Origin of the sequence: Actinoplanes sp. NPDC049548 (genome assembly GCF_040676695.1) — a bacterium.
GTDB lineage: Bacteria > Actinomycetota > Actinomycetes > Mycobacteriales > Micromonosporaceae > Actinoplanes.
In genome coordinates this window covers 24781-49879 of the sequence record NZ_JBFAPM010000011.1, presented here as the reverse complement: position 1 = coordinate 49879, position 25099 = coordinate 24781, and the positions used below count along the sequence as shown (strand labels likewise).

Below are 25099 nucleotides of genomic sequence, written 5' to 3'. Positions count from 1 at the left end.
ACCCCGCCGTCCTCAGCCCCGCGTGGCCCAGTCCCCCAGCACCCAGTCGCGCACCTCGGGCATGTCCTCCAGGTGTTGCACCACGTACTCCTCGTGCCGTTCGAGCTGCGCCTCGCACCAGGCCTTGAGGTCGCTGGCCCCGCGGGGCAGGCGCTTGCTGTTGTTGATCGCGTCCATCACGAGGTGGTAGCGGGATGCCCTGTTGCGGACCGTCATGTCGAACGGCGTCGTCGTCGTGCCCTGTTCGATGAAGCCGCGCACCCGGAAGCGGTCGGCGTCGGGGCGGCCGTGCACCAGCTGGTGGATCGCGCCCGGGTAGCCGTGGAAGGAGAAGATCACGTCGACCGTGTCCGTGAAGAGCTCGGTGAACAGGGTTTCGCTCATGCCGTGCGGGTGGTCCTTGGGGCGGATCAGGGTCATCAGGTCGACCACGTTGACGACCCGTACCTTGAATCCGGGGAGTCGGTCGCGGAGGATCTGCGCGGCGGCGATCGTCTCCATGGTGACGACGTCGCCGGCGCAGGCGAGGACGATGTCCGGGTCGCTGGTGCCGTCGTCGGTGCCGGCCCAGTCCCAGATGCCGGCTCCGCGGGCGGCGTGCTCGACGGCTTCGTCCATCGTCAGCCACTGCAGCTGGGGCTGTTTGTCAATGACGATAAGATTGATGTACGAGCGGGAGCGGAAGCAGTGGTCCGCGACCGACAGCAGCGTGTTGGCGTCCGGCGGCAGGTAGACGCGGGCCACGTCGCCGCGCTGGGTGAGGACGACCTGGATCAGGCCGGGGCCTTGGTGGGAGAAGCCGTTGTGGTCATTACGCCATGCCGTCGAGGTCAGCAGGATGTTGAGGCTGGGTACCTTCTCGCGCCAGGGCAGGTGCTTGGCTTCCTGGAGCCACTTGCCGTGCTGCACCGTCTGGGAGGCGCTGACCATCGCGAACGCCTCGTACGTGGCGAACATGCCGTGCCGGCCGGTGAGGGTGTAGCCCTCCAGCCAGCCGTGGCAGTTGTGCTCGGAGAGCACCTCCATGACGCGGCCGTCGCGGCCGATCTGCACGTCGGTGTCCGTGACGTGTTCCATGAAGCCGCGGTCCGAGGCCTCGAAGACGGCACCCAGCCGGTTGCTGTTCGTCTCGTCCGGGCAGAAGAGCCGGAAGGTGTCGGGGTTGCGCCGGTAGATGTCGCGCATGAGCTCGCCGAGCCTGCGGGTCGACTCCGCGCGCAGTTCCGCCGGGTGGGGTACGTCGACGGCGTAGTCGCGGAAGTCGGGCAGGTCGAGGTCGCGGGTGAGCCGGCCGCCGTTGGCGTGCGGGCTGGCGCTCATCCGCAGGTCACCCTCGGGGGCGAGGGCGCGTACCAGGTCCACCGGCGCGCCCGTGTCGTCGAAGAGCTCCTCCGGCCGGTACGAGCGCAGCCAGCTCTCCAGGATGGCAAGGTGCTCGGGGTTGTCCTTGACGCCGGACAGTGGCACCTGGTGGGAGCGCCAGGTGCCGGTGACCTGGACGCCGTCGACCTGGTCGGGTCCGGTCCAGCCCTTCGGGGAGCGCAGGATGATCAGCGGCCAGCGGGGGCGGGTGCCGTCCCAGTCGCCGCCGCGGGCGGCCTGCTGGATGCTGTGGATCTTCGCCCAGGCGTCGGCGAGCGCGGCGGCGAAGCGGTGGTGCATGCCGGGCAGGTCGTCGCCTTCGACCTCGATGATCTCATAGCCGTGGCCCTCGAGCAGGGACCGGACCTCGGCGCGGTCCTTGCGGGCGAGGACGGTGGGGCCGGCGATCTTGGCGCCGTTGAGGTGCAGGATCGGCAGCACCGCGCCGTCGCGGGCCGGGTTGATGAAGGAGACGCCCTTCCAGGACCCCTCGAGCGGGCCCGTCTCGGCCTCGCCGTCGCCGACCACGGCGACCGCGACCAGGTCCGGGTTGTCCATGACCGCGCCGAAGGCGTGCACGAGCACGTAGCCGAGCTCGCCGCCCTCGTGGATGGAGCCGGGCGTGGTGACCGAGACGTGGCTGGGGATGCCGCCCGGCGCGGAGAACTGCCGGAAGAGGCGTAGCATGCCGTTCTCGTCCTGGGTGACCCTCGGGTAGATCTCGCTGTAGGTGCCTTCGAGGTAGCCCGCCGCCACGAGGGCGGGGCCGCCGTGGCCGGGGCCGGCGAGGTAGATCGCCTGCCGGCCGGTGCGCCGGATGAGGCGGGAGACGTGCGCGTAGATCAGCGACAGTCCCGGGCTGGTGCCCCAGTGACCGAGCAGCCGGGGCTTGATGTCCTCGGGGGTGAGCGGGCGGCGCAGCAGGGGGTTGCCCTGCAGGTAGATCTGGCCGATGGTCAGGTAGTTGTTGGCGCGCCACCAGGCGTCCAGGCTCGCGACGTCCGCGTCGTCGAGCCGGCCGAGGCTGGTCAGGTCCTCCGTAGCCGTCGTCATGCATGCGACGCTACGACAGGATCCGGCCCGCCGCTGAGGGTCTAAGGTCCCGAACGTCCTGAGGTGACGGCCTTGAGCTCGGCCATCGACTCCCGGAGGAGATGCGCCAGGTCCGGTTCTCCGCTGCCGGCGACCCAGCGCTCGAACGCGATGCGGAACACCGCGACACCCGCCTCGGCGGTCAGGGCGGCGGCGGTGGCCGGGACACCGCGGCGGCGGAAGGCGGCGGCGAGCGCAGCCGCCAGGGAGGCCATCTTGATCAGCTCGCGTTCGCGGAGCTCGGCGCTGGCCTCGATGACGGCGTGGCGCTGCCGTGCGAAGTCGTAGCGATCCTCGAACATGGTGCCCACCTCCTCCAGCGCGGCGGCCATGACGTCGATCGGCGACGCGGAGGGGGGCGCGGCGGCGACCGCACCGACGACCAGCTCGGTGAGTCTTCCCGCGCCGGCGAACAGGATCTCGCGCTTGTCGGCGCAGTGCCGGAAGAAGGTGCGCTCGGTGAGCCCGGCGCGTGCGGCGATCTCCGCCACGGTGGTGTTCTCGAAGCCGCGTTCGGCGTAGAGCTCGAGCGCCGCCTGCTCCAGCCGGCCGCGCGCGTTCGGCTCCCATCGCCCCATGGCTCGATCCTAGTGGATGACAGTCACTGACATCGCGCGCTATGGTCATGGCAGTCACTGACATCAACGCGGAGGTATCCCATGCACGTCTTCGTCACCGGCGCCTCGGGCTGGATCGGCTCGGCGGTGGTCCCCGAGCTGCTCGCCGCGGGCCACCGGGTCACCGGGCTGGCCCGGTCGGACTCCTCGGCCGCGGCCCTGACGGCGGCCGGCGCCGCCGTGCGGCGCGGCACCCTCGACGACCAGGAGACACTGCGCGACGCGGCCGCCACGGCGGACGGCGTGATTCACCTGGCGTTCCGGCACGACATCGCCTTCTCCGGCGACTTCCAGGGCGCGGCCGACACCGACCGGCGGGCCGTCGAGACGATCGGCGCGGCGCTGGCCGGCTCCGACAGGCCTCTCGTGATCGCATCCGGCCTGCTCGGGCTCGCTCCGGGAGAGGTGGTCACCGAGCGCGACGGCCGCGACGAGGGGTCGGTGCAGGGAGAGGGCGCCGGCCCGGGTACCCGGCACGCGACCGCGCAGTTCACCGTTTCGCTCGCGTCGCGCGGCGTCCGCTCGTCCGTCCTCCGGCTGCCCCCGACCGTCCACGGCGAGGGTGACAACGGGTTCCTGGCCACCCTCGTCGGAGTCGCCCGCGACAAGGGTCTCGCCGGCTACGTCGATGACGGCGGACAGCGCTGGCCGGCCGTACACCGCCATGACGCGGCGCGGCTGTTCCGGCTGGCGGTCGAGCAGGCACCGGCCGGGTCGGTGCTGCACGCGGCCGCCGAGGAGGGGGTGCCCATGCGTGCCGTAGCCGAGGTGATCGGCCGGCATCTCGGCGTACCGGTCGCCTCCGTGCCCTCCGCCGACGCGGGCGGCCACTTCGGCTGGCTGGGTGGTTTCGTCGGCCTCGACAGCCCCGCCTCGAGCGCGGCCACGCGGGAGCTGCTCGGCTGGCAGCCCACCGGGCCGGGGCTGCTCGACGACCTCGACAAGGGGCACTACTTCGGGTGAGCGGCGGGCGGCGGGCGGCCTACGACACTCCCACGCTCTCGCGCTCGGGGGTGCGGGCCGACCGGACGTCCACGAGCGCGGCCACGAGTGCCACCAGGACGAAGCCGATGGTGACCAGCAGCGAGGTGCGGAAGGCCAGGGACCAGCTGCCGCCGTTGGCCGCGAGCCGGTTGAAGAAGATCGCGCCGACCACGGCGATGCCCAGGGCCGTACCGATGCGCTGACCGGTCTGCAGCACGGCGCCCGCGCTGCCGGCCCGGCGTACCGGGACCTCGGAGAGGGTGAGGGTCTGGTTCGGGCTGATCACCAGGCCGCTGCCGGCGCCGGCGACGAGCAGCGGCACGGCGGCGGCCCAGCCCGCGTTGTGGCCGGGGACGAAGTGGAGCGCGACCACGGTGGCGATCAGGCCGGCGGCGACCAGGGCCAGGCCCGTGGCGACGAGCGGGCGGCCGTACCGGTTGACGATGCGACCGCCCGCGCCGGACGCGACCGCCGAGCCGATGGCGAACGGGGTGATCGCGACGCCGGCGGCCAGTGCGCTGTAGTGCAGGCCGCTCTGCAGGTACAGCGTGTAGATGAAGAAGATGGTGGTGAACCCGGCGAAGTAGAACAGGCCGATGAGCGCGCCCAGGCCGTACGAGCGCACCCCGAACAGTCCGAGATCCACCAGCGGGGTGTTCCCTCGGCGGGCGAAGCGGCGCTCCCAGGCGACGAAACCGGCGAGGACCGCCACGCCGGCCACGGCCAGCAGCCACTTCGCGGAGCCCTGCCATTCGCGCTCCTGCACCAGCGGCAGGAGCAGCAGGAGCACGCCCACGCCGAGCAGGCCCACGCCGGCCGGGTCGAGGCTCTCGCGGTCGCGCTGCTCCGGGGCGCGGGCCGGGATCCACATCCGGCCCAGCACGATCGCCGCGATGCCGATCGGCACGTTGATGTAGAAGATCCAGCGCCAGCCCTGCTCGGCGCCGAGGAGCTGGATCAGCAGCCCGCCGAGCAGCGGGCCGACCGCGGTGGAGACGCCGATCGTGGCGCCCAGCAGGCCGAACGGGCGGCCTCGCTCGGCCGGCTTGAACAGCTGCTGGATCAGCCCGGAGACCTGCGGGTTCACCACGCCGGCCGCGGCGCCCTGCACGAGGCGGGCGACGATGAGCCACAGGGCGCCGTTCGCCATCCCGGCGGCGGCGCTGGCCAGGGTGAAGACCGCGAGGCCGGCGATGAAGACGTCCCGGCGTCCCCGCGCGTCGCCGAAGCGGCCGGCGGGCACGAGCAGGAGCCCGAAGGTCAGGGCGTACCCGGAGAGGACCCACTGCAGGCCGCCCGAGCTCAGGTCGAGGTCGGCGCGGATGGAGGGCAGGGCGACGTTGACGATGCTCACGTCGAGCAGGGTCATGAACCCGGCCACGAGCGCGACGGTCAGGGCTTTCCAGCGGTTTCCCACCGGCCCGTGGTTCCCGTACGGACCGGTGGGAAACTGTGACTACCGGTACAGCCGCAGGTCGGCGATGCTCCACCAGTTGCCGCTGCTGCCGGTGTTCGTGATCCTCAGGTGGCGGGCCCGGGTGAGCGGAAGCTCCACGGTTATCAGCTGGCCGGTGCCGGTACCCGTGGCCAGGGTGCGCCAGTGGACGCCGTCCGTGCTGGCGGAAAGCTCCCAGGAACGGGCGTAGTCGCCGAGGTTGTCGCCGCTGTCGACGGCGACCTTGCGGAACCACCGGGTGGCGCCGAGGTCGGCCTGCAGGTACTGCCCCGGGGCCTGCGCGGCGCCGCTGGACCAGCGGGTGGATGCGTCGCCGTCGACCGCGGCGCCCGCGTTCTCGCCGGCAGGGGAGGCGGTCGCCGTGGCATCCTCGAGCGCCACCGGGCGGTCGGCCGCAAAGGCGCCCCGCGGCCAGGTGAAGGTGGCCAGGGCACCGCCCGGCAGCTCGTACTCGAACGACCGGTCGCCGACCGCGACGGCGAACGAGCGCGGGTTGTCGTTCTCGTTGTGCACGACCAGCGCGGTCGACCCGTCCGGGTTGCGGAAGGCGACATCCATGATCTGCCCGTTCCAGCCGACGGTGCCGAACGAGGTGCTGGCGATCCGCACGGCACCCGGCTTCACGAACTTCGCCAGGTGCCCGATGGTGTAGTACTCAGCGTCGCGGGTGACGCTGCCGTCCGCCTGCAGGGTGAGCAGGCCGGTGCAGGTGCCGCACCCGCCCAGGTGCGGGCCGCCGGTGTGGTCGAGGGCGATGTTCCAGTTGACCACCGACTTCGCCCAGTTGCGGGTGGTGCCGATCGCGAGCGTACGGGCGTGCCAGGTGAGCGTCCCGCGGAAGACCTGCTCCGGCGTGTCGGCAGGCCCGTGCGACCCGGAGCACTCGGTGAACCAGATGCCCTTGTCCGGGTACGCCTCGTGCAGCGCCGTCTGCGCGCTCGGGTCACCCGAGTAGCAGTGGTACGCCGTACCCGCGAGCCACTTGGCGGCCGGCGAGGCGAGCAACCGGTACGGGTAGTCGGTCTCCGGGTCCTCTCCGGGCGGCGTGGTGCCGACGTCGCCGGGGTGCGTGCTCCAGTTGTGGTCGTACCCGAGGATCTTGGTGCGCGGGCTGGCCCTGCGCAGCAGCGGCCCGAGCGCCTCGATGACCTTGGCCTCCTGCGGCACGGGCACCGCCGCGCCCGGGTAGCCGCCGTCGTGCCGGTTCTGCGGCTCGTTCTGGATGGTCAGGTAGTCGATCGGCACCCCGGCCCGGGCGTACGCCTGCACATACTTGACGAGGTAGCGGGCGTACGCGTCGTAGATGCGCGGGTCGTCCTTGAGGTGCCCGCCCATCAGCGTGTCGCTGGTCTTCATCCACGCCGGCGGGCTCCACGGCGTACCCATGACGGTGAGGTGGGGGTTGAGCTGCCGGGCGCGGCGCAGCAGGGGCAGGATCTGCGCCTCGTCGTGCGCGATGCTGAAGTGCGCCAGTGGGAAGTCGGTCTGCCCGGCGGGCACGTCGTCGTAGGTGTAGTGCGCGCTCGCGGCGGTGAAGTCGGACGAGCCGATCGGCTGGCGCAGGAAACTGACGCCGATGCCCTGCCGGGGGTCGAACAGCGACCGCATCGCGGCGTCGCGGGCGGCCGGGTCCAGCCGGTGGAGCACCGCTGCGGCGGAGTCGGTCAGGGAGGCGCCGAAGCCGTCCATCCGCTGGTAGGTGGTGCTCGGGTCGATCGTGATCGTCGTCAGGTCGCTGTCGCCCCGCGTGAAGGACACGGGTGCGCGTTCGTGCAGCTGCTCGGCCCGGTCGGGGGTGGTGACCCAGACCCGGGCCTGCGGTATGCGGTCGCGCTGGGCCTGGGCGGTGCCCGGCGCCAGCAGGAGGACCGCGGCGGTGACCGCCGCGCCGAATGCTCGCCGCCTCATGGGGACTCCTCTGTAACAATATGAAACAACGGCACCCGCCGCCATCGACAGGAAACAATTGTGAAACGTCCTTGTCAAGCCCGTTGGCAGGCTGGTGTCGTGAGGGTCTGAAACAAGGATATGAAACAGAGTTCGCCGGGCGGGTGCACGCCCCATCCGACCGATAGGGTGCGCCGGTGACCTCGTTCGCGATCGTGGGCGCCGGCTGGCGCGCGGAGATGTTCTGGCGGCTCGCCGCGGACCTCGACGGCCTGGACTGCGCCGGAGCGGTGGTGCGCACCCCGCGGACGCTGCCCGTGCCGGCGTACGAGTCGCTCACCGAGTGCGTCGAGCAGGCCCGTCCCGACTTCGTCGTCACCGCGGTGCCGTGGGACGCCAATCCCGGCATCATCACCGAGGCGGTGGAGCGAGGGCTGCCCGTGCTGGCCGAGACGCCGCCCGCTCCGGACGCCGACGGGCTACGCGCGCTGTGGGCCGCGGTCGGCGGGTCCGGACTCGTCCAGGTCGCCGAGCAGTATCTGCTGATGCCGGCGCACGCGGCCCGCGCGGAGGCGGTGCGCCAGGGCCTGATCGGCATCCCCAGCCAGGTGCAGGTCTCGTCGACGCACATGTACCACGCGGTCTCGCTCATCCGAGGGCTGCTCGGCGCGGGGCGGGAACCGGTGACCGTGCGTGCGAGCCGTACCACCGCTCCCCTGGTCGACCCGCTGACCCGCGACGGCTGGACCGACGACCCGGACCCGAAGCGCGCCGTCACGACCATCGCCACGATGGACTTCGGTGACGGCCGCTCCGGCGTCTACGACTTCACCGACAACCAGTGGCACAACCAGCTCCGGTTCCGCCGGCTGCTGGTCCGCGGAAGCCACGGCGAGCTGCGCGACGACGAGGTGGTCCGGCTCACCGCACCGCGCACGGTCATCCGCACCCCTCTGGTACGCCGCCAGACCGGGTACGACCTCGACCTCGACGGCTTCGACACCGACACCATCACGCTCGGCGGCGAGGTGCTCTACCGCAACCCGTACCAGGGGCGGCGCTGGAACGACGAGGAGATCGCCATCGCCACGCTGCTGGACGCCACCGCCGCGTGGGTCCGCGGCACCGCCCCGGCGCCCTACCCCCTCGCCGACGGCGCGCAGGACCACCTCATCGCGCTGGCCGTCGAGGAGGCGGCCGCGACCGACCGCACGATCACCACGGCGGCGGAGGACTGGTCGTAATCCGGGTGCGGTTCGCCATAGCCGGTCAGAACCGGCTCCGGTGCGCCGAACAGAGGGGTGATAGGCACACCCCGGCCGGACGGAGCCCGCATGACCACGCGATACGCCCGCGTGTGCTTCGCCCTCTGGATGATCGTGCTCGCCGGTGTCTTCTACGCCTGGCCGGCGACCCACATGTACGCCTGGGCCGCGATCGGCTTCTCCGGCGCCGCCGCCATCGTGCTGGGCGTCCGCGCCCACCGCCCCGCCCAGCGCCTGCCCTGGTACCTGATCGCCACATCGCTCGCGTTCTTCGTCTCCGGCGACACCGTGTATTTCGTCGAGACCATGCACGGCCGCGACGCGCCGTTCCCCGGCCCCGCCGACGTGCTCTACGTCCTCGTCTACCCGCTGCTGGCCGGTGGGCTGCTGCTGTTCGTCCGGGCTCGCTCCGGCGACCGCAACCGGGCCGCGCTGCTCGACGCGCTGGTACCGACCGTCGGCCTCGGGCTGCTCTCGTGGGTCTACCTGATCGCGCCCTACACCAGGGCGGCGGAGCTGAGCCTGGCCGAGAAGGCGGTGTCGGTCGCGTACCCGCTCGGCGACGTGCTGGCCCTGGCCATCCTGCTCCGGTTGCTCGCCGCGCCCGGCCGCAAGCCCGCCGTCCTGCGCCTGCTGAGCCTCAGCATCGTCGGCGTGCTGGTCTCCGACGTGGTGTACGGCCTCGCCCGCCTCGACAGCCAGTGGGCCGTCGGCGGCCCCATCGACCTCGGCTGGGTGGTGTTCTACGCCGTCGCCGGGATGGCCGCGCTGCACCCCTCCATGACCTGGCTCACCGAGGACGCCGCCCCCGCGGAAGCCGCGCCCGCGACCGGGCCACGCCGGCTCGCGCTGCTCACGCTCGCCGCGCTCATTGCGCCCGGCGTGCTCCTCGCCCAGCACCTGACCGGCGAGGTCGTCGACGCCCCGGTCATCGCCGCCGGCTCGGCCGCCATGGTCCTGCTCGTCATGGCCCGGGTGGCCGGCCTGCTCGGCGAGCAGCGGCGGGCGAACCACCGCGAGCGGGCCCTGCGCCGGGCCACCGCCGCCCTCGCGGCCGCCGCCACCGCCGACGACGTGCTCACCGCCGCCAAGACCGCGATCGCGGCGATCATGCCGCCGGACGAGCCGTACTCGATCGTCACCGGCGACTCCGTGCCCCTCGAGGACGCGAGCACCCTCGAGCTGGGTGTCACGCTCGAGGCCGCCGACCCGGCCACCACCGGATTCCCGTACGCCCTGCACGCCGCGATGGTGGTGCCCGGCACGCCCCCGCACCGGGCGGCGATCCAGCTCGCGGCGCCGGTGGGCACCCTGCGCGCCGTCCGCCCCGCCGTGCAGGCGCTGCTCGCCCAGGTCGCGCTAATCGTGGAGCGGATCGCGTTGGCCGGCGAGATCAGCCGCCGCGACGGCGAGGCGTACTTCCGGACCCTCATCCAGAGTGCCTCCGACGTCGTCCTCATCGTCGGCGACGACGACCGGATCCGGTACGCGAGCCCGTCCGCCGCGACCGTCCTCGGCCGCGCCGACCTGACCGGCTCCCCCTTGGCGCGGATCGTCGCGGACACCCACCACGACGAGCTGGCCGCCCTGCTGGAACGGGCCCGCTCCGGGCACCGCGACGGCTCCGACCTCACCGTCGTCTGCGGCGACCGCCGCCTGCTGCAGGTCGAGTGCCTCGCCCGGGACCTGCGCGACGACCCGACGGTACGCGGGCTGGTGCTGACGGTCCGCGACGTCACCGAGCGGCGCCGCCTGGAGAACGACCTGGCCCACCAGGCGTTCCACGACGGCCTCACCGGCCTCGCCAACCGGGTGCTGTTCCGCGACCGGCTGGAGCAGGCGTTCGCGGGTGCCGTCAGCGCCGGTACGCATCTCGGCGTGCTCTTCGTCGACCTCGACGATTTCAAGGAGGTCAACGACACGCTCGGGCACGCCGTCGGTGACCAGCTGCTCGTGGCCGTCGGCCAGCGCATCGCCCAGGCGATCGGCGCGCGCGACACCGCGGCGCGGATGGGCGGCGACGAGTTCGCCGTGCTCGTCGCCGACGCCGGGGAGCCGGGCGCCGCCGAGGACGTCGCCGCCCGCATCGTCGCCGCGCTGACCGCACCCGTCGAGGTCAGCGACGGCCTCGGCGGCAGCCACGTGGTCAGCGGCGCGGCCAGCGTCGGCGTCGCCACCAGCCGGGACGCGAACAGCCCCACCGAGCTGCTGCGCCACGCGGACCTGGCGCTCTATCTGGCGAAGGGGGCGGGCAAGGCGGGCTGGCAGCGCTACCGCAGCGACCTGCACACCGCGATGGTGGAGCGGCTCGCCATGCGGACCGCGCTGCAGGAGGCCGTCGACGACCGGCAGTTCGTGCTGCAGTACCAGCCCATCGTGGACGTGCGGACGGGTGCCGTCGTCGGCGTCGAGTCGCTCATCCGGTGGCAGCATCCGGAGCGGGGGCTGCTGGCGCCGTACCATTTCATCGAGCTCGCGGAGGAGAGCGGCGCCATCGTGGGCATCGGCGCGTGGGTGCTGCGGGAGGCCCTGCGCCAGTTCGCCCAGTGGCAGACCGAGGCCCCGCGCTCGTCGCTGCGCTACGTCAGCGTCAACGTGTCGGCGCGGCAGTTCCGCCAGCCCGGCTTCGTCGGCCAGGTCCGCGAGGCGCTGGCCGCCGCGGACGCCGAGCCCGGCTGGCTGCTGCTGGAGATCACCGAGAGCCTGGTGCTGCGCGACGCCGACCAGGTGTGGGCGGACCTGGAGGAGCTGCGGGCGCTCGGCGTCCGCATCGCCATCGACGACTTCGGTACGGGCTACAGCTCGCTGAGCTACCTGCGCCAGATCCCGGTCGACGTACTGAAGATCGACAAGTCCTTCATCGACGACATCCTGGCCGGCAGCCAGCAGCGGGCCCTGGTGGACGCGATCGTGACCCTGGCCCGCCACCTCGACCTGGCCGTCGTGGCCGAGGGCATCGAGGACGAACAGCAGCGCGCCGTGCTGGCCGCGATGGGCTGCCCGTACGGCCAGGGCTACCTGTTCTCCCGGCCGGTCTGGCCCGCCGAGATCCCCGCCACTGCCGCGGCCGCCGTGCCCGCCTGAGTCCGGCGTTCCTGCGAGGATTCCGGGGTGCATCCCCTCGACAACCCGGTGTGGGCGGCGCTGTCCGGCCCGCAGAAGGTCCACGCCGACCGGCGCGGCCGGGCGGCCCGCTTCGACCCGGAGATCAGCCCGTTCGCCGCCGTCGACGACCCAGCCGACCCGCGTGCGTGGCGGGACCTGGCGGCCCTGGCCGGACCCGCCGATCCGGCGCTCGTCGCCGCGCCCGCGGTCCCGCTGCCACCCGGCTGGGTGTCGACCGGCGGCGCGCCCGGGGTCCAGCTCGTGGGCACCGAGTACCACGGCGAGCCCGACCCGGAGGCGTACCCGCTCACCGCCGCCGACGTGCCGGAGATGCTCGACCTCGCGGCCCGGACCCGGCCGGGACCGTTCCGCGGGCGCACCCTGACCCTCGGCACCTACCTGGGGATCCGGCGGGGCGGGACGCTGGTGGCCATGGCCGGCGAGCGTATGCGTGTGCCCGGCCACACCGAGATCAGCGCGGTCTGCACCGACGAGCATCATCGGGGCAGCGGCCTGGCCACCCGCCTGGTCGCCGCGGTGGCCGCCGGCATCCGGGCCCGCGGCGAGGTGCCGTTCCTGCACGCCGCCGCGGACAACACCGCAGCGATCCGCCTCTACGAGCGGCTCGGGTTCGACCTGCGTACCACCATGCAGTTCGTCGCGGCGGTACCCGCTTAGCTTGTCGTTCCGCCCCGACTGCTGTTTTCGTAAGGCCGGATCAGCGGATCATCCAGTCGACCACGGATCATTTCTTGATATGAAATTCGAACCGTCGCATTCGTGGCTCCTGAGGGACGCCTGAGACAATGGAGGAATGACGCAGCTCGCATTGTTCCCCATGAAGAATGTGCGGGACCGGACGCTGCGTCGCAATTATTCGCCGGCCGCTGAAGAGTTCCGGCGCGAGCATGAACGGCTCCGCTCGTGGGGCTTGGTGCGACGTCATTCCCGGCGCGTGCGCCGGCCACGCGAGACCGCGGACCAGTCCGCGAACCCGCAGCCCGGCCCTCATCACCTCCGGCCTCGCGGCCCCCGCCCTGGCGACCCGCACGCCAGCGATTCGCGCCTGAGCGACCCGCACCCTGGCGATTCGCACCCTGGCGACTCGCACCTCAGCGACGTCCACCCCGGCGACTCGCACCCCGGTGATCGGCGACCCGGAGCGCCGCCCAGCATCACGTATCCGGGTGGCCCAACTCATCATCCCGACCAGCCGGACAATTCAGCACCAGACGACCACCCGGGGCGAGGCACCGCACCTGCAAACGGCAAGGTTCGAAGCACCGGCGCAGCGGAGCACCGACTCGAGACGGTGGCCGCGCAGCAGGCGCGAGCCGGCGGCCCACCACCCTCCCGCCGGACGCGACAGCCGGGCAATCCCTGCGACCAGAAAAGGGTCACCACCCGACCGCCGCTTCCCTGCACGCGAATACGGCGGCGTCATCCGATCAGCGGCCATTGTCCCACCGAACCAACGCGGCAGCCGCCGCCGATGACGGGCGGAAAGGCGAACGAGACCTTCAGCGGAAACTGTCGATGACGAACTCATCTCGGCCACATATCTACTGGTGGCACGACCGCTGCCCCAGCGTCGTCCGGTGCAGGGGCTGCCTCGCGGACCGGCCGGAGCTTCTGGACCGCCCTGCTCGACGCGGTCCGCCTGTCGCCGGGCGCGGACGTCACGACGATGACGTGTGCGCAGATCCGCGAGGTCGTCGACCGGGTGATCGCCGCCGGCCAATGGCATGCCGGGGAGACGGTCATCCGGCTCACCGTCGAGCATCTGCCGAGCCGCAGTGGGCCGAAGCCGTTCTGGTTGCGGTGGTCCGAGGTCCACGCCGCTGCCGGCGATGGCGCGCGGGTTTCGGCACCCTCCGTGCGAATGGCGCCTCGCCGGCGTGTGCACCAGAAACGAAGCGGCCCGCCAGGCTCACCGTACGGGTGGAACGACGAGCTCAGAGCTGACCGTGGTTCGGCGGCTGGACGTCCGCCAGGTCGTAGGCGGCCAGGTGGTGGTACTTCCAGTCGAGCGGGTCGTGGACGCTGTGGGTGCGGGCGTTGCGCCAGTGCCGGTCGAGGTCGTACTTGGCCGCCGTGGCGCTCGTGCCGCACATCTGGAACAGGTCCGACGCCGTCTCGAGCGCCACCTCGCTGCCGAATGCCTTCGCCGCGGCGACGGCCAGGGAACCGCGGGCCGCCGCGGCCGCGTCGGCCGGCACGAGACCGATCTCGTCGAGGGTACGGGCAGCGTCGGCGAGCAGCGCCTCGGCCGCCCGCACCCGGGCGGCGGCACGCCCGTAGCGGTGCCGCACGTGGGGGTCGTCGGCGGCGGTGGCCGCTCCGGCACGCACCGCCTCGGTGGACGGACGGGCCTTCTCCCGCAGGTACGCGCGGGCGTCGCGCAGCGCTCCCCCGGCGATGCCGACCTCGATCGCGGCGTGCACCAGCTGGGCCCGCGCACCGAGCTGCTGCGGCACCTCGTACGCCCTCGCGTAGTCCAGCGTCAGCGGCGCCTCGACGTCCTCGAAGGTCGCCGTGCCGCTGATGGTGGCGCGCTGTCCCATCACGTCCCAGTCGGTGCCGACGGTGACGCCCGCCGCGTCGCGGGGCACGAACGCCAGCACCAGCCGGCCGTCGTCGTCGAGCGCGCTGACCGCGATCCAGGCCGACGTCAGGGCGCCGGTCGTGTAGTACTTGCGGCCGCTGAGCCGCCCGCCGGTCAGCCGGGTGCTCAGGTCCTGGGCGTGCCGGCCGCCGCGCTCGGCCAGGGCGTTGCCGATCCGCCGGCCGGCCAGCACCTCGCCGTACAGGGTGGTGCGGGTCTGCTTGTCGCCGTGCACGGCGAGGACATCGACGAGCAGGTAGTGCCCCTGGGGCACCTGGGCGATCGCCGGGTCCACCGCGGCGATGATCCGGGCCACCTCGGCCAGGGTCGGCGGGCCGAGGCCGGGACCGCCGTCGGCGGCCGGGACGGTGATCGCCAGCAGGCCGGACGAGTCGAGCACGGCGAGGGCGTCGGACGGCACGGTGGCGGCGCCGTCGCGGTCCCGCGGGATCACGCCGGGCGCCAGCGCGGCGGCCACCTCGTGGGCGGCGGCGACGGCGGCGGCATGGGAGTCGATGGTCACCCGGACGATCGTAGGGTCGCACCCCGATCGCACCCGTCCGGCACCCGGGGCGGCAACCCGCGGCCGGTTGACTGAGCCGGTTGACCTGCGTCGGGAACGGGGCGTACATGCGAGGTGGGAACTGGCGGGCCTACGCCGGCGCCATGGTCGTGGTGATCGCCGCGTACCAGGTCCTGCCCGACGACCCGAGGTGGACGACGGCCTGGCAGGTCGGTGTGGGCTGGGCCGGCGCCGCCGCCGTGCTGTTCGGGGTCCGGCGTCTGCCGGTGTCCGACCGGCTGCCCTGGTGGTGTTTCGCACTCGGCATCTTCGCCAACTCCAGCGGCATCGCCGTCGCGGTCTACGTCGAGAACGCGCTCGGCTGGGAGGACATGCCGACGCCCGCGGACCCGTTCTTCCTCACCCTCTACCCCGCCTGCGCGCTGGGTCTGGCCCTGCTGATCCGCCGCCGCGAGCCGGGCGGCAACCGGACCGCGCTGGTCGACGCCACCACGATCACCACCGGCCTGGGCCTGCTCGCCTGGGTGTACGTGATCCAGCCGGCGGCGCAGCAGGCCGACATGACCGTGCTGGGGCGCACCGTGCAGGTGGCGTACCCGGTCGGGGACCTGCTCCTGCTCGCCATGCTGACCCGGCTGCTGCGGGCGGGCGGCGTACGCGGCCCCGCGTTCTGGTGGATCGCCGGGTCGCTGGGCGCCTTCCTGCTCGGGGACACCACCTGGGTCGTGCTCGGCAACCTCGGCGACGCCGGCTGGGCGATGGAGGAGGTCGTCTGGTTCCGCCGCGGCCTCGACATGATCTTCCTGTCCGCGTTCACGCTCTTCGGCGTCGGCGCCCTGCACCCGCAGGCCCGGGACCTCAGCCGCCCGGGGTCTCCGCGCCCGCCGCGGCTGGGCGGTCTGCAGCTGGCCGCCCTCACCGGCGCCACGCTGATCGCTCCGGCGATCCTCGCCGGGCAGCTGGCCCGGGGCGAGGTCACCGACGGCACGGCCATCGTCCTCGGGTCCACGGCGTTGTTCCTGCTCGTGGTGACCCGCATGGCCCAGCTCGTGCGGCAGGTCGAGCTGCAGGCCAGGCAGGTGCGCGAGCTGTCGCGCACCGACGAGCTGACCGGCCTGCCGAACCGGCGCGCCTGGAACGACGAGCTGCCCCGCGCCCTCGAGCGGGCCCGCCGCGACGGCGGGCCGGTCTGCGTGGCGGTGCTCGACCTGGACCGGTTCAAGCACTTCAACGACAGCTACGGGCATCCGGCCGGCGACCGGCTGCTCAAGGAGGCGAGCGCCGCCTGGCACGCGGCGCTGCGCCGCGTGGACACCATCGCCCGCTACGGCGGCGAGGAGTTCGCCGTGCTGCTGCCCGGGGCGGACCTGAGTGAGGCGGGCGCCACCGTCGCGCGGGCCCTGGCCGGCACGCCGCTCGGCCAGACGTTCTCGGCGGGCATCGCGCTGTGGGACGGCGCCGAGACCTCCGACGAGCTGGTGGCCCGGGCCGACACCGCGCTGTACGCCGCCAAGGCCGCCGGCCGCAACCGCATCGTCGCCGCCGACCCGGTGGCGGATATGCATATGCGCAGCTCAGCATAGGTAAGTTCACCCGCGTCGCGGACTCGGGAGCGGATACCGGACCCGGTATCGTGGGGCGCGCCCCGCCCCCGACCGCACCCGGAGTGCCCGTGAGCAGCGCCACCGAGGAGATCGACCGGCCCGAGGCAGCAGCACCGCGCCGGATCGGCTCGGTCGAGGTGCTGGCCGCCGTGCTCGTGCTGCTGGTCCTCGTCCGCGGCCCCCTCGGGTCACTGATCTCCGACCCCCGGCTGCAGACCTGGACCACCGTCTTCGTCTCGGTGCTCGTGCAGGCGGTGCCGTTCCTCGTCTTCGGCGTCGTGCTGTCCGCGGTCATCGCCGTCTTCGTCCCCCGCTCGTTCTGGGCCCGGGCGCTGCCGAAGCACCCGGCGCTGGCCGTACCGGCGGCCGGCCTGGCCGGCGTGGTGCTGCCGGGCTGCGAGTGCGGCAGCGTGCCGATCGCCGGCTCGCTGATCCGCCGCGGCGTCACCCCGGCGGCCGCGCTGGCGTTCCTGCTCGCCGCCCCCGCCGTCAACCCCATCGTGCTGACGGCCACGGCGGTCGCCTTCCCGGGGAACCCGGAGATGGTCGTCGCCCGCGGCGGTGCCAGCCTCGTCGTCGCGGTCGCGATGGGCTGGCTGTGGCTGCGGCTCGGCAAGGCGGAGTGGATCAAGCTGCCGCACCGGCCGGACCTCGACGGCATGGGCCGCGGCCGGGCCTTCTGGTCCGCCGCCCGGCACGACGTCATGCACGCCGGCGGGTTCCTCGTCGTAGGCGCCGGGGCCGCCGCGACGATCAACGTGGCGGTGCCGGAGCGGTGGCTGACCGGACTCGCGAGCAACCCCGTGGTGTCGGTGCTGGCCCTGGCGGTGCTGGCCGTGCTGCTGTCCATCTGCAGCGAGGCGGACGCGTTCGTGGCGGCGTCGCTGTCCCAGTTCTCGCTCACGTCCCGGCTGGTCTTCCTCGTGGTCGGACCCATGGTCGACCTGAAGCTGATCAGCATGCAGACCGGCGTGTTCGGCCGCCGCTTCGCGTCGCGCTTCGCCCCGGCGACCCTGCTGGCCGCGATCCTGGTCGGCTCGGCGGTGGGGGCGGTGCTGCTGTGAACCGGCAGGCCCAGGCGGTGATCATGCTGCTCTTCGGCGGGGCGATCCTCAAGGCCGGCGTCGGCGACCTCTACCTGCGCTACGTCAAGGAGGGCCTGCGGCCCTTCCTCATCGGTGCCGGGCTGCTGCTGGTCGCCGCCGGGATCATGACCCTCTGGTACGAGCTGCGCCCCCGCCCCGCCGTCACGGACGAGCACGGCCACGACCACCATCACGAGCCGCGGGTCGGCTGGCTGCTGATCCTGCCCGTGCTCGGTCTGCTCCTCATCGCCCCGCCGGCCCTGGGCTCGTACGCCGCGGGACAGGCCGGCAGCGTCCTCACCGCCCAGAGCTCGGCGTCCGACTATCCCCCGCTGCCGGCCGGCGACCCGGTCGACGTGGGCCTGCTCGACTACGCGTCCCGGGCGGTGTTCGACCACGGCCGCAGCCTCACCGGCCGCACCCTGCGCCTCACCGGCTTCGTCACGCCCGGCCCCGGCGGCGAGCCCATGCTCGCGCGCATGGTGCTGTCCTGCTGCGCGGCGGACGGGCGCCCGATCAAGGTGGGCCTCACCGGTGACGGTCCGGCCGGCGTCGCCCCGGACACGTGGGTGCAGGTCGTGGGCGCGTACTCGGACCGGATCGGCAAGGACCCCGTCAACGACGCCGACGTGCCGTACCTGCGGGTGACGAGCTGGCAGGAGATCGCCGCACCGAAACAGCAGTACGAGTGAGCACGCGTCGGCGGCTGCTCGGCGGGGCGGGGCTCGCGGTGTCGCTCGTGGCGGGTGCGGTGCTCATCGCGTACCCGTCCCGGCAGAAGCCGGAGCCCCCCGGCCGGGTGAGTCTCGCGACGGCCTGGCCCGGCGCGCAGCGTGCCGACATCCCGGGCAACCTGCCCGACGGCCCGGTCTACCACCCGGAGCTGTTCCTCGATGCGCGCACGAGCGTCGGCACCGCCCCCAGCCCGGACGCGACCGCCATGCGCCTGGTCGTGCGCGGGGCCGACGGCTCCCTGCGCGAGCTGCGCCGCCGGCCGCTCGACCGGGACCCCGAGTTCGGCGCGACGGCCGCGAGCGGCGGCGACCTGGTGTAGACCGAGTCGGCGCAGGGCGGCCCCACCGAGATCTGGACGGCGACGACCGCCGGCACGCGGGTCCGGCGCCTCACCCGCGACACCGGCGACCCGCTCTTCTACGGCTCCCAGTGGGACCTGGTGCTCGCCGAAGGCCGGGCCTGGTGGGCGGCCGCGGCCGGGCCGGACGTCACCGAGATCCGGTCGGTCCCGCTGGCCGGTGGAAAGGTCACCGTACGCCGTGAGAAGGGCACCTGGGCCCTGACCGCCTGGCCGTGGCTGACCGACGGCGGCGGCGACCAGACCGGCACCAGCGTGATGCGCTCGCTGACCGGCAATCTGGAGCAGCGCGTCGAGACCACCGGCATGGAGCTGACGAGCTGCAGTCCGGCCTGGTGCCGGGTGATGGTCCTGACCGGCGACGGGCTGGCCCGCATCGACGCCATGCACCCGGACGGCACGGCACGGCGCCGTATCGCCGGCCCGGCCGCCGGCGCGCCGATCACCGATGTGGCGATGCTCGACCGCTTCGAGATCCTCTCGGAGGCCACCGCGTCGTCGGACCTCACCGGCACCGAGGGCCTGCTGGTCCACGACCTGTCCACCGGCCGCACCGTCGACGTCACGGCGGCCACGAGCGGGGCTTTCGCCCGCAACGGGGTGCTGTGGTGGGCGACCGGCGACGAGGACGCCATGGTCTGGCACACCCTCGACCTGCGCACCGTATGACGTCCGTCAGTCGAGGTGGGGCGGCAGGCCGAAGAGGGGGAAGAGCCGGGCCGTGTCGAGGAAGTTGTTGACGCCCCGGATCCGCCCGCCGGAGATCTCCAGGACGATGAGCGCCCACGGGTCGTGGCCGGTGCCGCCGGTGGCCGCCCGGTACTGTCCGAAGGCCGGCAGGCCGCTGGCCGTCACTGGGACCAGGCGTGAGCCCCGGCAGCCGCACCCCGTGCCACTCATCCACGCGGTGATGTCGTCGTGCCCGCGCAGCCACAACGGCAGCGGCGGCATCGACAGCGTCGCGTCCTCGTGCAGCAGCGACGTGAGCGCCTCCAGGTCGTACGCCTCGAAGGCCCGCACGTACCGGGCGAGCAGCGCGCGCTGTTCCTCGTCGAGCGGCCGCTGCACCTCGGCGCCGGTGTCGGCCGCCGCGATCGTCGCCCGGGCCCGCTGCAGGAGGCTGTTCACGCTCGCCACCGACGTGTCGAGCAGCTCGGCCACCTCGCTCGCCGACCACGCGAGGACGTCGCGCAGGATCAGCACGGCCCGCTGCCGCGGCGGGAGGTGCTGCAGGGCGGCCACGAACGCGAGCCGGATGGACTCGCGGCCGGCGACCACCTCGGCCGGGTCGGCGCGTTCCGGCAGCACGCGCGCGTCCGGCACCGGGCCCATCCAGATCTCGTCGGGACGCGGCTCGCCCGGATCGGTGGCACGCCCGGAACCGGCCGGGCCCAGGTCCATCGGCCGCACCCGGCGCTGCGCGCTGCCCAGCATGGTGAGGCAGACGTTCGTGGTGATCCGGTAGAGCCACGACCGCAGCGCCGAGCGTCCGTCGAAGCCGTCGAGGCCACGCCAGGCGCGGACCATGGCGTCCTGCACGGCATCCTCGGCGTCGAAGGCCGAGCCCAGCATGCGGTAGCAGTACCCGGTCAGCTCCGGCCGGTACGCCTCGAGCTGCGCCACATCGTTCACCCGGCAAAACTAGCCGAACTTTTCCGCCGGGCGCCGATGAGTCTGCCGTGTCCCGCCGGTCTACCCCCGTGACAGACGGCACGAAGCACACGAGGAGCGACCATGTACGCGGACGTCAACGGGATCAGCCTGTACTACGAGACCCACGGGACCGGGCGCCCGCTGGTCCTGCTGCACGGCGGCCTGGGCTCGGGCGAGATGTTCGGGCCGGTCACCGACGCCTTCGCCGAGCACCACCAGGTGATCCTGGTGGACCTGCAGGGTCACGGGCGCACCGCCGACATCGACCGGCCGCTGGACGTGCGGCTGATGGCCGACGACATCGCCGCGCTCATCGACCACCTGGGCCTGGACCGGCCGGACGTGGTGGGCTACTCCCTCGGCGGCGGCGTGGCGCTGCTGGTGGCGATCCGGCACCCGGAGAAGGTGGGCCGGCTCGTCTCGGCGTCGGCCGGCATCCGCCGCGACGCCACCTACCCGGAGATCCTCGAGCAGCAGGCCCAGGTGAGCTCGGCGGCGGCCGAGTTCATGAAGGAAACCCCGATGTATGAGCTCTACCAGCGGGTCGCCCCCCGTCCCGAGGACTTCCCCCGGCTGCTGGACAAGATCGGCGAGGCGATGGCCCAGGACTTCGACTTCACCGACGACGTCCGCGGCCTGCAGGTTCCCACGCTGGTGATGGGTGCGGACGCCGACCTGGTGCCGCCGAGCCACTTCGTGGAGATCTTCGCCCTGCTCGACGGCGGCGCCCGCGACGGCGGCTGGATGGGCGAGGGCCGGCCGAAGGGCGGCCACGCCCTGGCGATCCTGCCCGGCGTCACCCACTACAACCTGTTCCAGTCCCCGCTGTTCGCGACGACCGCCCTGGCGTTCCTCGACCAGGGCCGCTGAACCGGGCGCTGCGGGCCGCCGGACGGGTGTCCGGCGGTCCGCCCGGGTGTCAGCTGGCGACCGGGCCGCCGTCGAGGCGCCAGGTGACCACCACGGCCGGCTTGGCGAAGTCGCCGTCGGGCCAGGTGGAGGCCGGGTTCTCGACCGAGGCGCCGGTGATCTCCCCCGGATGCTGCACGGCCGTGAACACCGACCGGTCGTCGCCGGTGAGGAACGGGCCGCACGTCTCCGCGCCCGGCGGGACGGTCAGGAACTGTTTGAGGTGGCCCCGCTCCGGGCCCTCGATCGCCGTGGCGAAGAGGCCGTCGTTGCTGCCCAGCGCGTTGCCGTCGGTCGCGATCCAGAGGTTTCCGGTACGGTCGAACGCGACGTTGTCGGGGCAGGAGATCGGCGACACGGCGCTCTTGTCGTAGCCGGCGAAGTACGTCGACGGGTCGGCCGGGTCGCCGCAGACGATCGGCAGCATCCAGGTGAACGTCTCCGACGTGTGGTCCCCGCCGTCCTCGGTGATCTCGAAGATCTGCCCGTGCCGGTTGGCGGTCCGCGGGTTGGCCTCGTCCACGCCCGGGTAGGTGCCGACCCCGCGGTTCACGTTGTTGGTCAGCGCGGCGTAGATCTTCCCCGTCACCGGGCTGGGCTGGACGTCCTCGGGGCGGTCCATCCTGGTCGCGCCGACCTTGTCCCCGGCGATGCGGGCGTAGGTCAGGACCTCCACGACGCTCATCCCGGGCACATAGGAGCGGTCGCCCGAGGCGAGCTTGACCCAGCGGCCGGTGCCGTCGAACGCGCCGTCGGAGGGGAGTCTCCCCGTGCCGTCGATCTCGGCGGCCGGGCTGTCCCCGGTCAGCGTGGCGACGTAGAGGGTTCCCGACTCCAGCAGGGTCAGGTTGTGCCGGCGGTTACCGGGGATGTAGCGCTTGGCCGACACGAACTTGTACAGGTAGTCGAAGCGCTCGTCGTCACCCATGTACGCGACCACGTGCCCGCTGCGGGCGACGATCACGTTGGCGCCCTCGTGCTTGAAGCGGCCCATCGCGGTGTGCTTGCGCGGCCGGGACCGCGGGTCGTGCGGGTCGACCTCGACGATCCACCCGAAGCGGTGCGCCTCGTTCGGGTGCCGGGTTAGGTCGAAGCGCTCCTGCGCCCGCTCCCACCGGCGTGACCCGCTCGGGTACCGGGCCGTCGTGCTGATGCCGTAGCGGGCCAGGGAGGGCTTCAGCTCGGCCGGGGCCTGGTCGCCGCCGACGAAGTACTGGTTGAAGTTCTCCTCGCCGGACAGCACCGTGCCCCACGGGGTCACGCCGCCGGAGCAGTTGTTGAGCGTACCGATGGGGGTCGTACCGGCCGGATCGGCCGACGTGCGCAGCAGCGGGGAGCCGGCGGCGGGACCGGTGAAGGCGAACGGCGTCTCGAGCATGGTGATGCGGCGGTTGTACGGCAGGCTCCTGCCGCGGACGGGACGCCACTGGCCGGTGTGGCCGACCCGCTCCAGCTCCACGACGGACATGCCGTGGGCGGCCATGGCGATCCGGATCTGCTCGACGGTCATCGCCTCGAGGGTGGTGAAGCCGGGGAACATCAGCTCCTCGTTGGTGTACTCGTGGTTGGACACGAGCAGCGCCCGGCGGCCGTCGCGGCCGAGCGGGAGGACGCCGAGGAAGTCGTTGTTGTAGCCGAACTGGCGCAGCTGCCGGTCGGCACTCTGGTGGTGCACGTCGAACGCGGGCGCGCCGGGCAGCACCGGGTCGCCCCAGCGGATCACCACGGCGTGGTCGTAGCCGTTGGGCACGATCACCGTGTCGAGCTCGTTCGGCGGGATCGGCTTGAAGGTCAGCGCGCCGGTCCGGCCACCGCTGCTCCGCGAGGGCGCCGGCGCGGCCGCGGCGGCCGGGGTGGCCTCGGCGCCGAGCCCGAGCACGAGAGCACCGGCGGCACCGGCCCGGACCAGTCCGCGTCGGGTCATCCCCGCGCTCAGCACGTCGCCCAGGTACGGGTTGCCGGACCGGTTCGGCACGGGATGGTCGCAGGCGTTCCCGCAGCGGTAGAGGCAGGTCATCTCATCGCGCCCGTGGCTCACCAGGGGCAGCAAACGCGGGCGTTCGGACTCCATCGTCAGATCTCCTCGCGGTGGGGTGCGCGTGAGTCTAAACCGGACGCTGAGTAAACGGAAGGTTAACGATCCGTGGTCAGAGGGCCAGGCGGGCGACCTCGTCCGCGCAGCCCCAGGAGAGCGTCATGCCGGCGCCGCCGTGGCCGTACGCGTGCACCACCGTCCCGCCCGGCCACTTCTCGGCCTCGACCCGCGGCCCACCCCGCCGGGCCGGGCGGAGCCCCACCTTCTCCCCCACCACGGGCGCGCCGGCCAGCTCGGGCACCAGTGCGAGACAGCGCTCGAGGATCGCGTGCCGCGTCGCCGGGTCCGGTGTGGTGTTCCAGTCGTCCACCTGGAAGGTGCCGCCGAGCACGACGTCGCGGGTGCGCGGGTGCACATAGGTGGCCGGGTCGCTCTGGTCGCGGACCGACACGAACACGCCGGGGTTGGCGACGAGCACGATCTGGCCGCGTACCGGATGCACCTCGGGGTCGCCGCACAGCGAGCCGGCGGCGAGCCCGGTGGCGTTGACGACCACCGGCGCCTCGGCCAGGGCCTCCTCCAGCCGGTCCACCCGGCGGCGCACCACCCGGCCGCCGGCCCGCTCGAACCTGTCACGCAGCCACGGCAGGTACACGCCCATCTCAGCCATCGGCGCGGCGAAACGCAGCTCCCGGGTCCACGGCGCGGCGATCGGCAGGCACCGGACCCGGCCCGCGGCGGGCGCCCACCAGGGCTCGCCGGTCGCGCCGTCCCGCTCGAGGTTGCGGGTCTCGCGCATCAGCACGCCGGGCACGCCGTCGTGCGCCTGCCGGCGGAAGGACTCGTAGGTGGCCCCGGCCCAGGCCAGCAGCCGCGGGTCGAAGGCGAGACCGGTCGGGTACCAGACCGCCGCGGCGACCGCGGAGACCGTGTCCGCGGGGCCGACCGGCGTCCAGAGCACCACGTCGGCGCCGCGCTCGCGCAACCGCAGCGCCGCCGTCATCCCGATGATCCCGCCGCCCACCACGATGACATCGGCCATCCCGCCATCCTGCTGCATGGCGGAGGTGAGTACGCGCACTCAGTCGCGTTGACGACCGGCACGGCAGGCTCCTCAAGCATGGAGACGAACCCTCAGCCCCGGACCACGACGGCCTTCTACGTGCAGTCGATCGCCTCGTTCGGCCTGTCCCTGACGGCGGTCACCGCCGGCATCGTGTACCTGCCCGTCGGCGCCTGGATCCGCGCCTTCCTCGCGGTGGGCCTGCTGTACGTGGTGACCTCGGCGTTCACGCTCGCCAAGTGCGTCCGTGACCAGCAGGAGGCCGGCTCGGTGGTGCGCCGGGTCGACCAGGCGCGGATGGAGAAGCTGCTGGCCGAGCACGACCCCTTCACCGTGCCGAGCGCCTAGATGCGGTCGAGCGTGGCGGGATCGGGCTCGCCGTCGTAGTACCTGTCGAGCACGGCCTGGAAGACCGCCGGGTCCTCGGCGGCCCGCGCGAACAGCGTCATCGACGAGCGCAGCTTCAGGTCGTCGGGGTAGCCCAGGATCTGCGCCGCCGTGCGGCCCTGGACGTCCAGCAGCGCCCGCGCGCATTCGGCCAGCCGGGGGCCGAGGACCGGGTGCGCCAGGTAGGCGCGGGCCTCGGCCAGGTCGCGGATCGCGTACGTGCGGGCCGTCGGGCTGGAGCCGAGGCCGGCGATCTGCGGGAAGACGAACCACATCCAGTGGCTGCGCTTGTCCCCCGCACGGAGCTCGGCGAGCGCCCGCTCGTAGATGCGGTCCTGCGCGGCCACGAAACGGCCGAGATCGGGTTCTGCCAT

At 73.0% G+C, this 25099-nt stretch carries 20 protein-coding genes; 11 read left to right on the top strand and 9 right to left on the bottom strand.

Annotated features, from left to right (window positions below):
* Window positions 1-12: 12 nt before the first annotated feature.
* Both AB0J80_RS21855 and AB0J80_RS21850 read right to left on the bottom strand, forming a co-directional pair.
* Window positions 13-2415 (bottom strand): phosphoketolase family protein, encoded by a 2403-nt coding sequence (locus AB0J80_RS21855; protein WP_364707676.1) that lies wholly within the window; start codon window positions 2413-2415, stop codon window positions 13-15.
* Between the two features lie 41 nt (window positions 2416-2456).
* Window positions 2457-3032 carry a TetR family transcriptional regulator gene (locus AB0J80_RS21850; protein ID WP_364707674.1) on the bottom strand — a complete coding sequence of 192 codons (576 nt, stop codon included), beginning with the start codon at window positions 3030-3032 and terminating at the stop codon, window positions 2457-2459.
* An 81-nt stretch (window positions 3033-3113) separates the two neighbouring features.
* On the opposite strand from AB0J80_RS21850, the gene AB0J80_RS21845 reads away from it, so the two are divergent.
* Window positions 3114-4034 carry an SDR family oxidoreductase gene (locus AB0J80_RS21845; RefSeq protein WP_364707672.1) on the top strand — a complete coding sequence of 307 codons (921 nt, stop codon included), beginning with the start codon at window positions 3114-3116 and terminating at the stop codon, window positions 4032-4034.
* 19 nt (window positions 4035-4053) lie between these two features.
* On the opposite strand, the gene AB0J80_RS21840 is transcribed toward AB0J80_RS21845, so the two are convergent.
* Together AB0J80_RS21840 and AB0J80_RS21835 are read right to left on the bottom strand one after the other, a co-directional pair.
* Complete coding sequence (locus AB0J80_RS21840) at window positions 4054-5472, bottom strand: MFS transporter (RefSeq protein WP_364707671.1); 1419 nt, start codon at window positions 5470-5472, stop codon at window positions 4054-4056.
* A 39-nt stretch (window positions 5473-5511) separates the two neighbouring features.
* Entirely contained in the window at window positions 5512-7419 is a 1908-nt protein-coding gene (locus tag AB0J80_RS21835; protein WP_364707668.1) for a discoidin domain-containing protein, read from the bottom strand.
* 176 nt (window positions 7420-7595) lie between these two features.
* Between AB0J80_RS21835 and AB0J80_RS21830 the strand changes: the two genes are divergently transcribed.
* The 3 genes from AB0J80_RS21830 (at window position 7596) to AB0J80_RS21820 (ending at window position 12446) form a co-directional block, all read left to right on the top strand.
* Window positions 7596-8642, top strand: a complete 1047-nt coding sequence (locus AB0J80_RS21830; RefSeq protein ID WP_364707666.1) for a Gfo/Idh/MocA family oxidoreductase — start codon at window positions 7596-7598, stop codon at window positions 8640-8642.
* Window positions 8643-8732: 90 nt separating this feature from the next.
* Complete coding sequence (locus AB0J80_RS21825) at window positions 8733-11747, top strand: EAL domain-containing protein (protein WP_364707664.1); 3015 nt, start codon at window positions 8733-8735, stop codon at window positions 11745-11747.
* Window positions 11748-11774: 27 nt separating this feature from the next.
* Window positions 11775-12446 carry a GNAT family N-acetyltransferase gene (locus tag AB0J80_RS21820; RefSeq protein ID WP_364707661.1) on the top strand — a complete coding sequence of 224 codons (672 nt, stop codon included), beginning with the start codon at window positions 11775-11777 and terminating at the stop codon, window positions 12444-12446.
* Between the two features lie 1277 nt (window positions 12447-13723).
* On the opposite strand, the gene AB0J80_RS21815 is transcribed toward AB0J80_RS21820, so the two are convergent.
* The gene (locus AB0J80_RS21815; protein WP_364707659.1) at window positions 13724-14896 is read right to left on the bottom strand and encodes an acyl-CoA dehydrogenase family protein; all 1173 of its coding nucleotides are present in this window, start codon (window positions 14894-14896) and stop codon (window positions 13724-13726) included.
* 107 nt (window positions 14897-15003) lie between these two features.
* Between AB0J80_RS21815 and AB0J80_RS21810 the strand changes: the two genes are divergently transcribed.
* The 5 genes from AB0J80_RS21810 to AB0J80_RS21790 all read left to right on the top strand — a co-directional run bounded on the left by AB0J80_RS21810 (window position 15004) and on the right by AB0J80_RS21790 (window position 19347).
* Entirely contained in the window at window positions 15004-16479 is a 1476-nt protein-coding gene (locus tag AB0J80_RS21810; protein ID WP_364707656.1) for a GGDEF domain-containing protein, read from the top strand.
* 89 nt (window positions 16480-16568) lie between these two features.
* Window positions 16569-17564: a permease gene (locus tag AB0J80_RS21805; RefSeq protein ID WP_364707653.1), complete on the top strand. Its 996-nt coding sequence runs from the start codon at window positions 16569-16571 to the stop codon at window positions 17562-17564.
* Window positions 17561-18277, top strand: coding sequence for a TIGR03943 family protein (locus tag AB0J80_RS21800; RefSeq protein ID WP_364707651.1), 717 nt, complete (start codon window positions 17561-17563; stop codon window positions 18275-18277). The genes AB0J80_RS21805 and AB0J80_RS21800 overlap by 4 nt, the downstream gene beginning before the upstream one ends.
* Window positions 18274-18639, top strand: coding sequence for a hypothetical protein (locus tag AB0J80_RS21795; protein ID WP_364707649.1), 366 nt, complete (start codon window positions 18274-18276; stop codon window positions 18637-18639). The genes AB0J80_RS21800 and AB0J80_RS21795 overlap by 4 nt, the downstream gene beginning before the upstream one ends.
* A gap of 120 nt (window positions 18640-18759) precedes the next feature.
* Complete coding sequence (locus tag AB0J80_RS21790) at window positions 18760-19347, top strand: hypothetical protein (RefSeq protein WP_364707646.1); 588 nt, start codon at window positions 18760-18762, stop codon at window positions 19345-19347.
* Window positions 19348-19353: 6 nt separating this feature from the next.
* Here AB0J80_RS21790 and AB0J80_RS21785 read toward each other — a convergent pair whose 3' ends face one another.
* Window positions 19354-20310: a sigma-70 family RNA polymerase sigma factor gene (locus AB0J80_RS21785; RefSeq protein WP_364707644.1), complete on the bottom strand. Its 957-nt coding sequence runs from the start codon at window positions 20308-20310 to the stop codon at window positions 19354-19356.
* A gap of 102 nt (window positions 20311-20412) precedes the next feature.
* On the opposite strand from AB0J80_RS21785, the gene AB0J80_RS21780 reads away from it, so the two are divergent.
* On the top strand, window positions 20413-21201 hold the full coding sequence (locus tag AB0J80_RS21780) for an alpha/beta hydrolase (RefSeq protein ID WP_364707641.1): 789 nt from the start codon (window positions 20413-20415) through the stop codon (window positions 21199-21201).
* A gap of 49 nt (window positions 21202-21250) precedes the next feature.
* Here the strand turns inward: AB0J80_RS21780 and AB0J80_RS21775 are convergent, their stop codons facing one another.
* Complete coding sequence (locus AB0J80_RS21775; protein WP_364707639.1) at window positions 21251-23311, bottom strand: PhoX family phosphatase; 2061 nt, start codon at window positions 23309-23311, stop codon at window positions 21251-21253.
* 76 nt (window positions 23312-23387) lie between these two features.
* Window positions 23388-24317: an FAD-dependent oxidoreductase gene (locus tag AB0J80_RS21770; RefSeq protein ID WP_364707636.1), complete on the bottom strand. Its 930-nt coding sequence runs from the start codon at window positions 24315-24317 to the stop codon at window positions 23388-23390.
* 78 nt (window positions 24318-24395) lie between these two features.
* On the opposite strand from AB0J80_RS21770, the gene AB0J80_RS21765 reads away from it, so the two are divergent.
* A complete protein-coding gene (locus tag AB0J80_RS21765; protein ID WP_364707634.1) occupies window positions 24396-24686 on the top strand; it encodes a YiaA/YiaB family inner membrane protein in 291 nt (96 codons plus the stop codon).
* Here AB0J80_RS21765 and AB0J80_RS21760 read toward each other — a convergent pair.
* Window positions 24683-25099, bottom strand: coding sequence for a DUF1810 domain-containing protein (locus tag AB0J80_RS21760; RefSeq protein ID WP_364707633.1), 417 nt, complete (start codon window positions 25097-25099; stop codon window positions 24683-24685). The two genes, AB0J80_RS21765 and AB0J80_RS21760, sit on opposite strands and share 4 nt — an antisense overlap.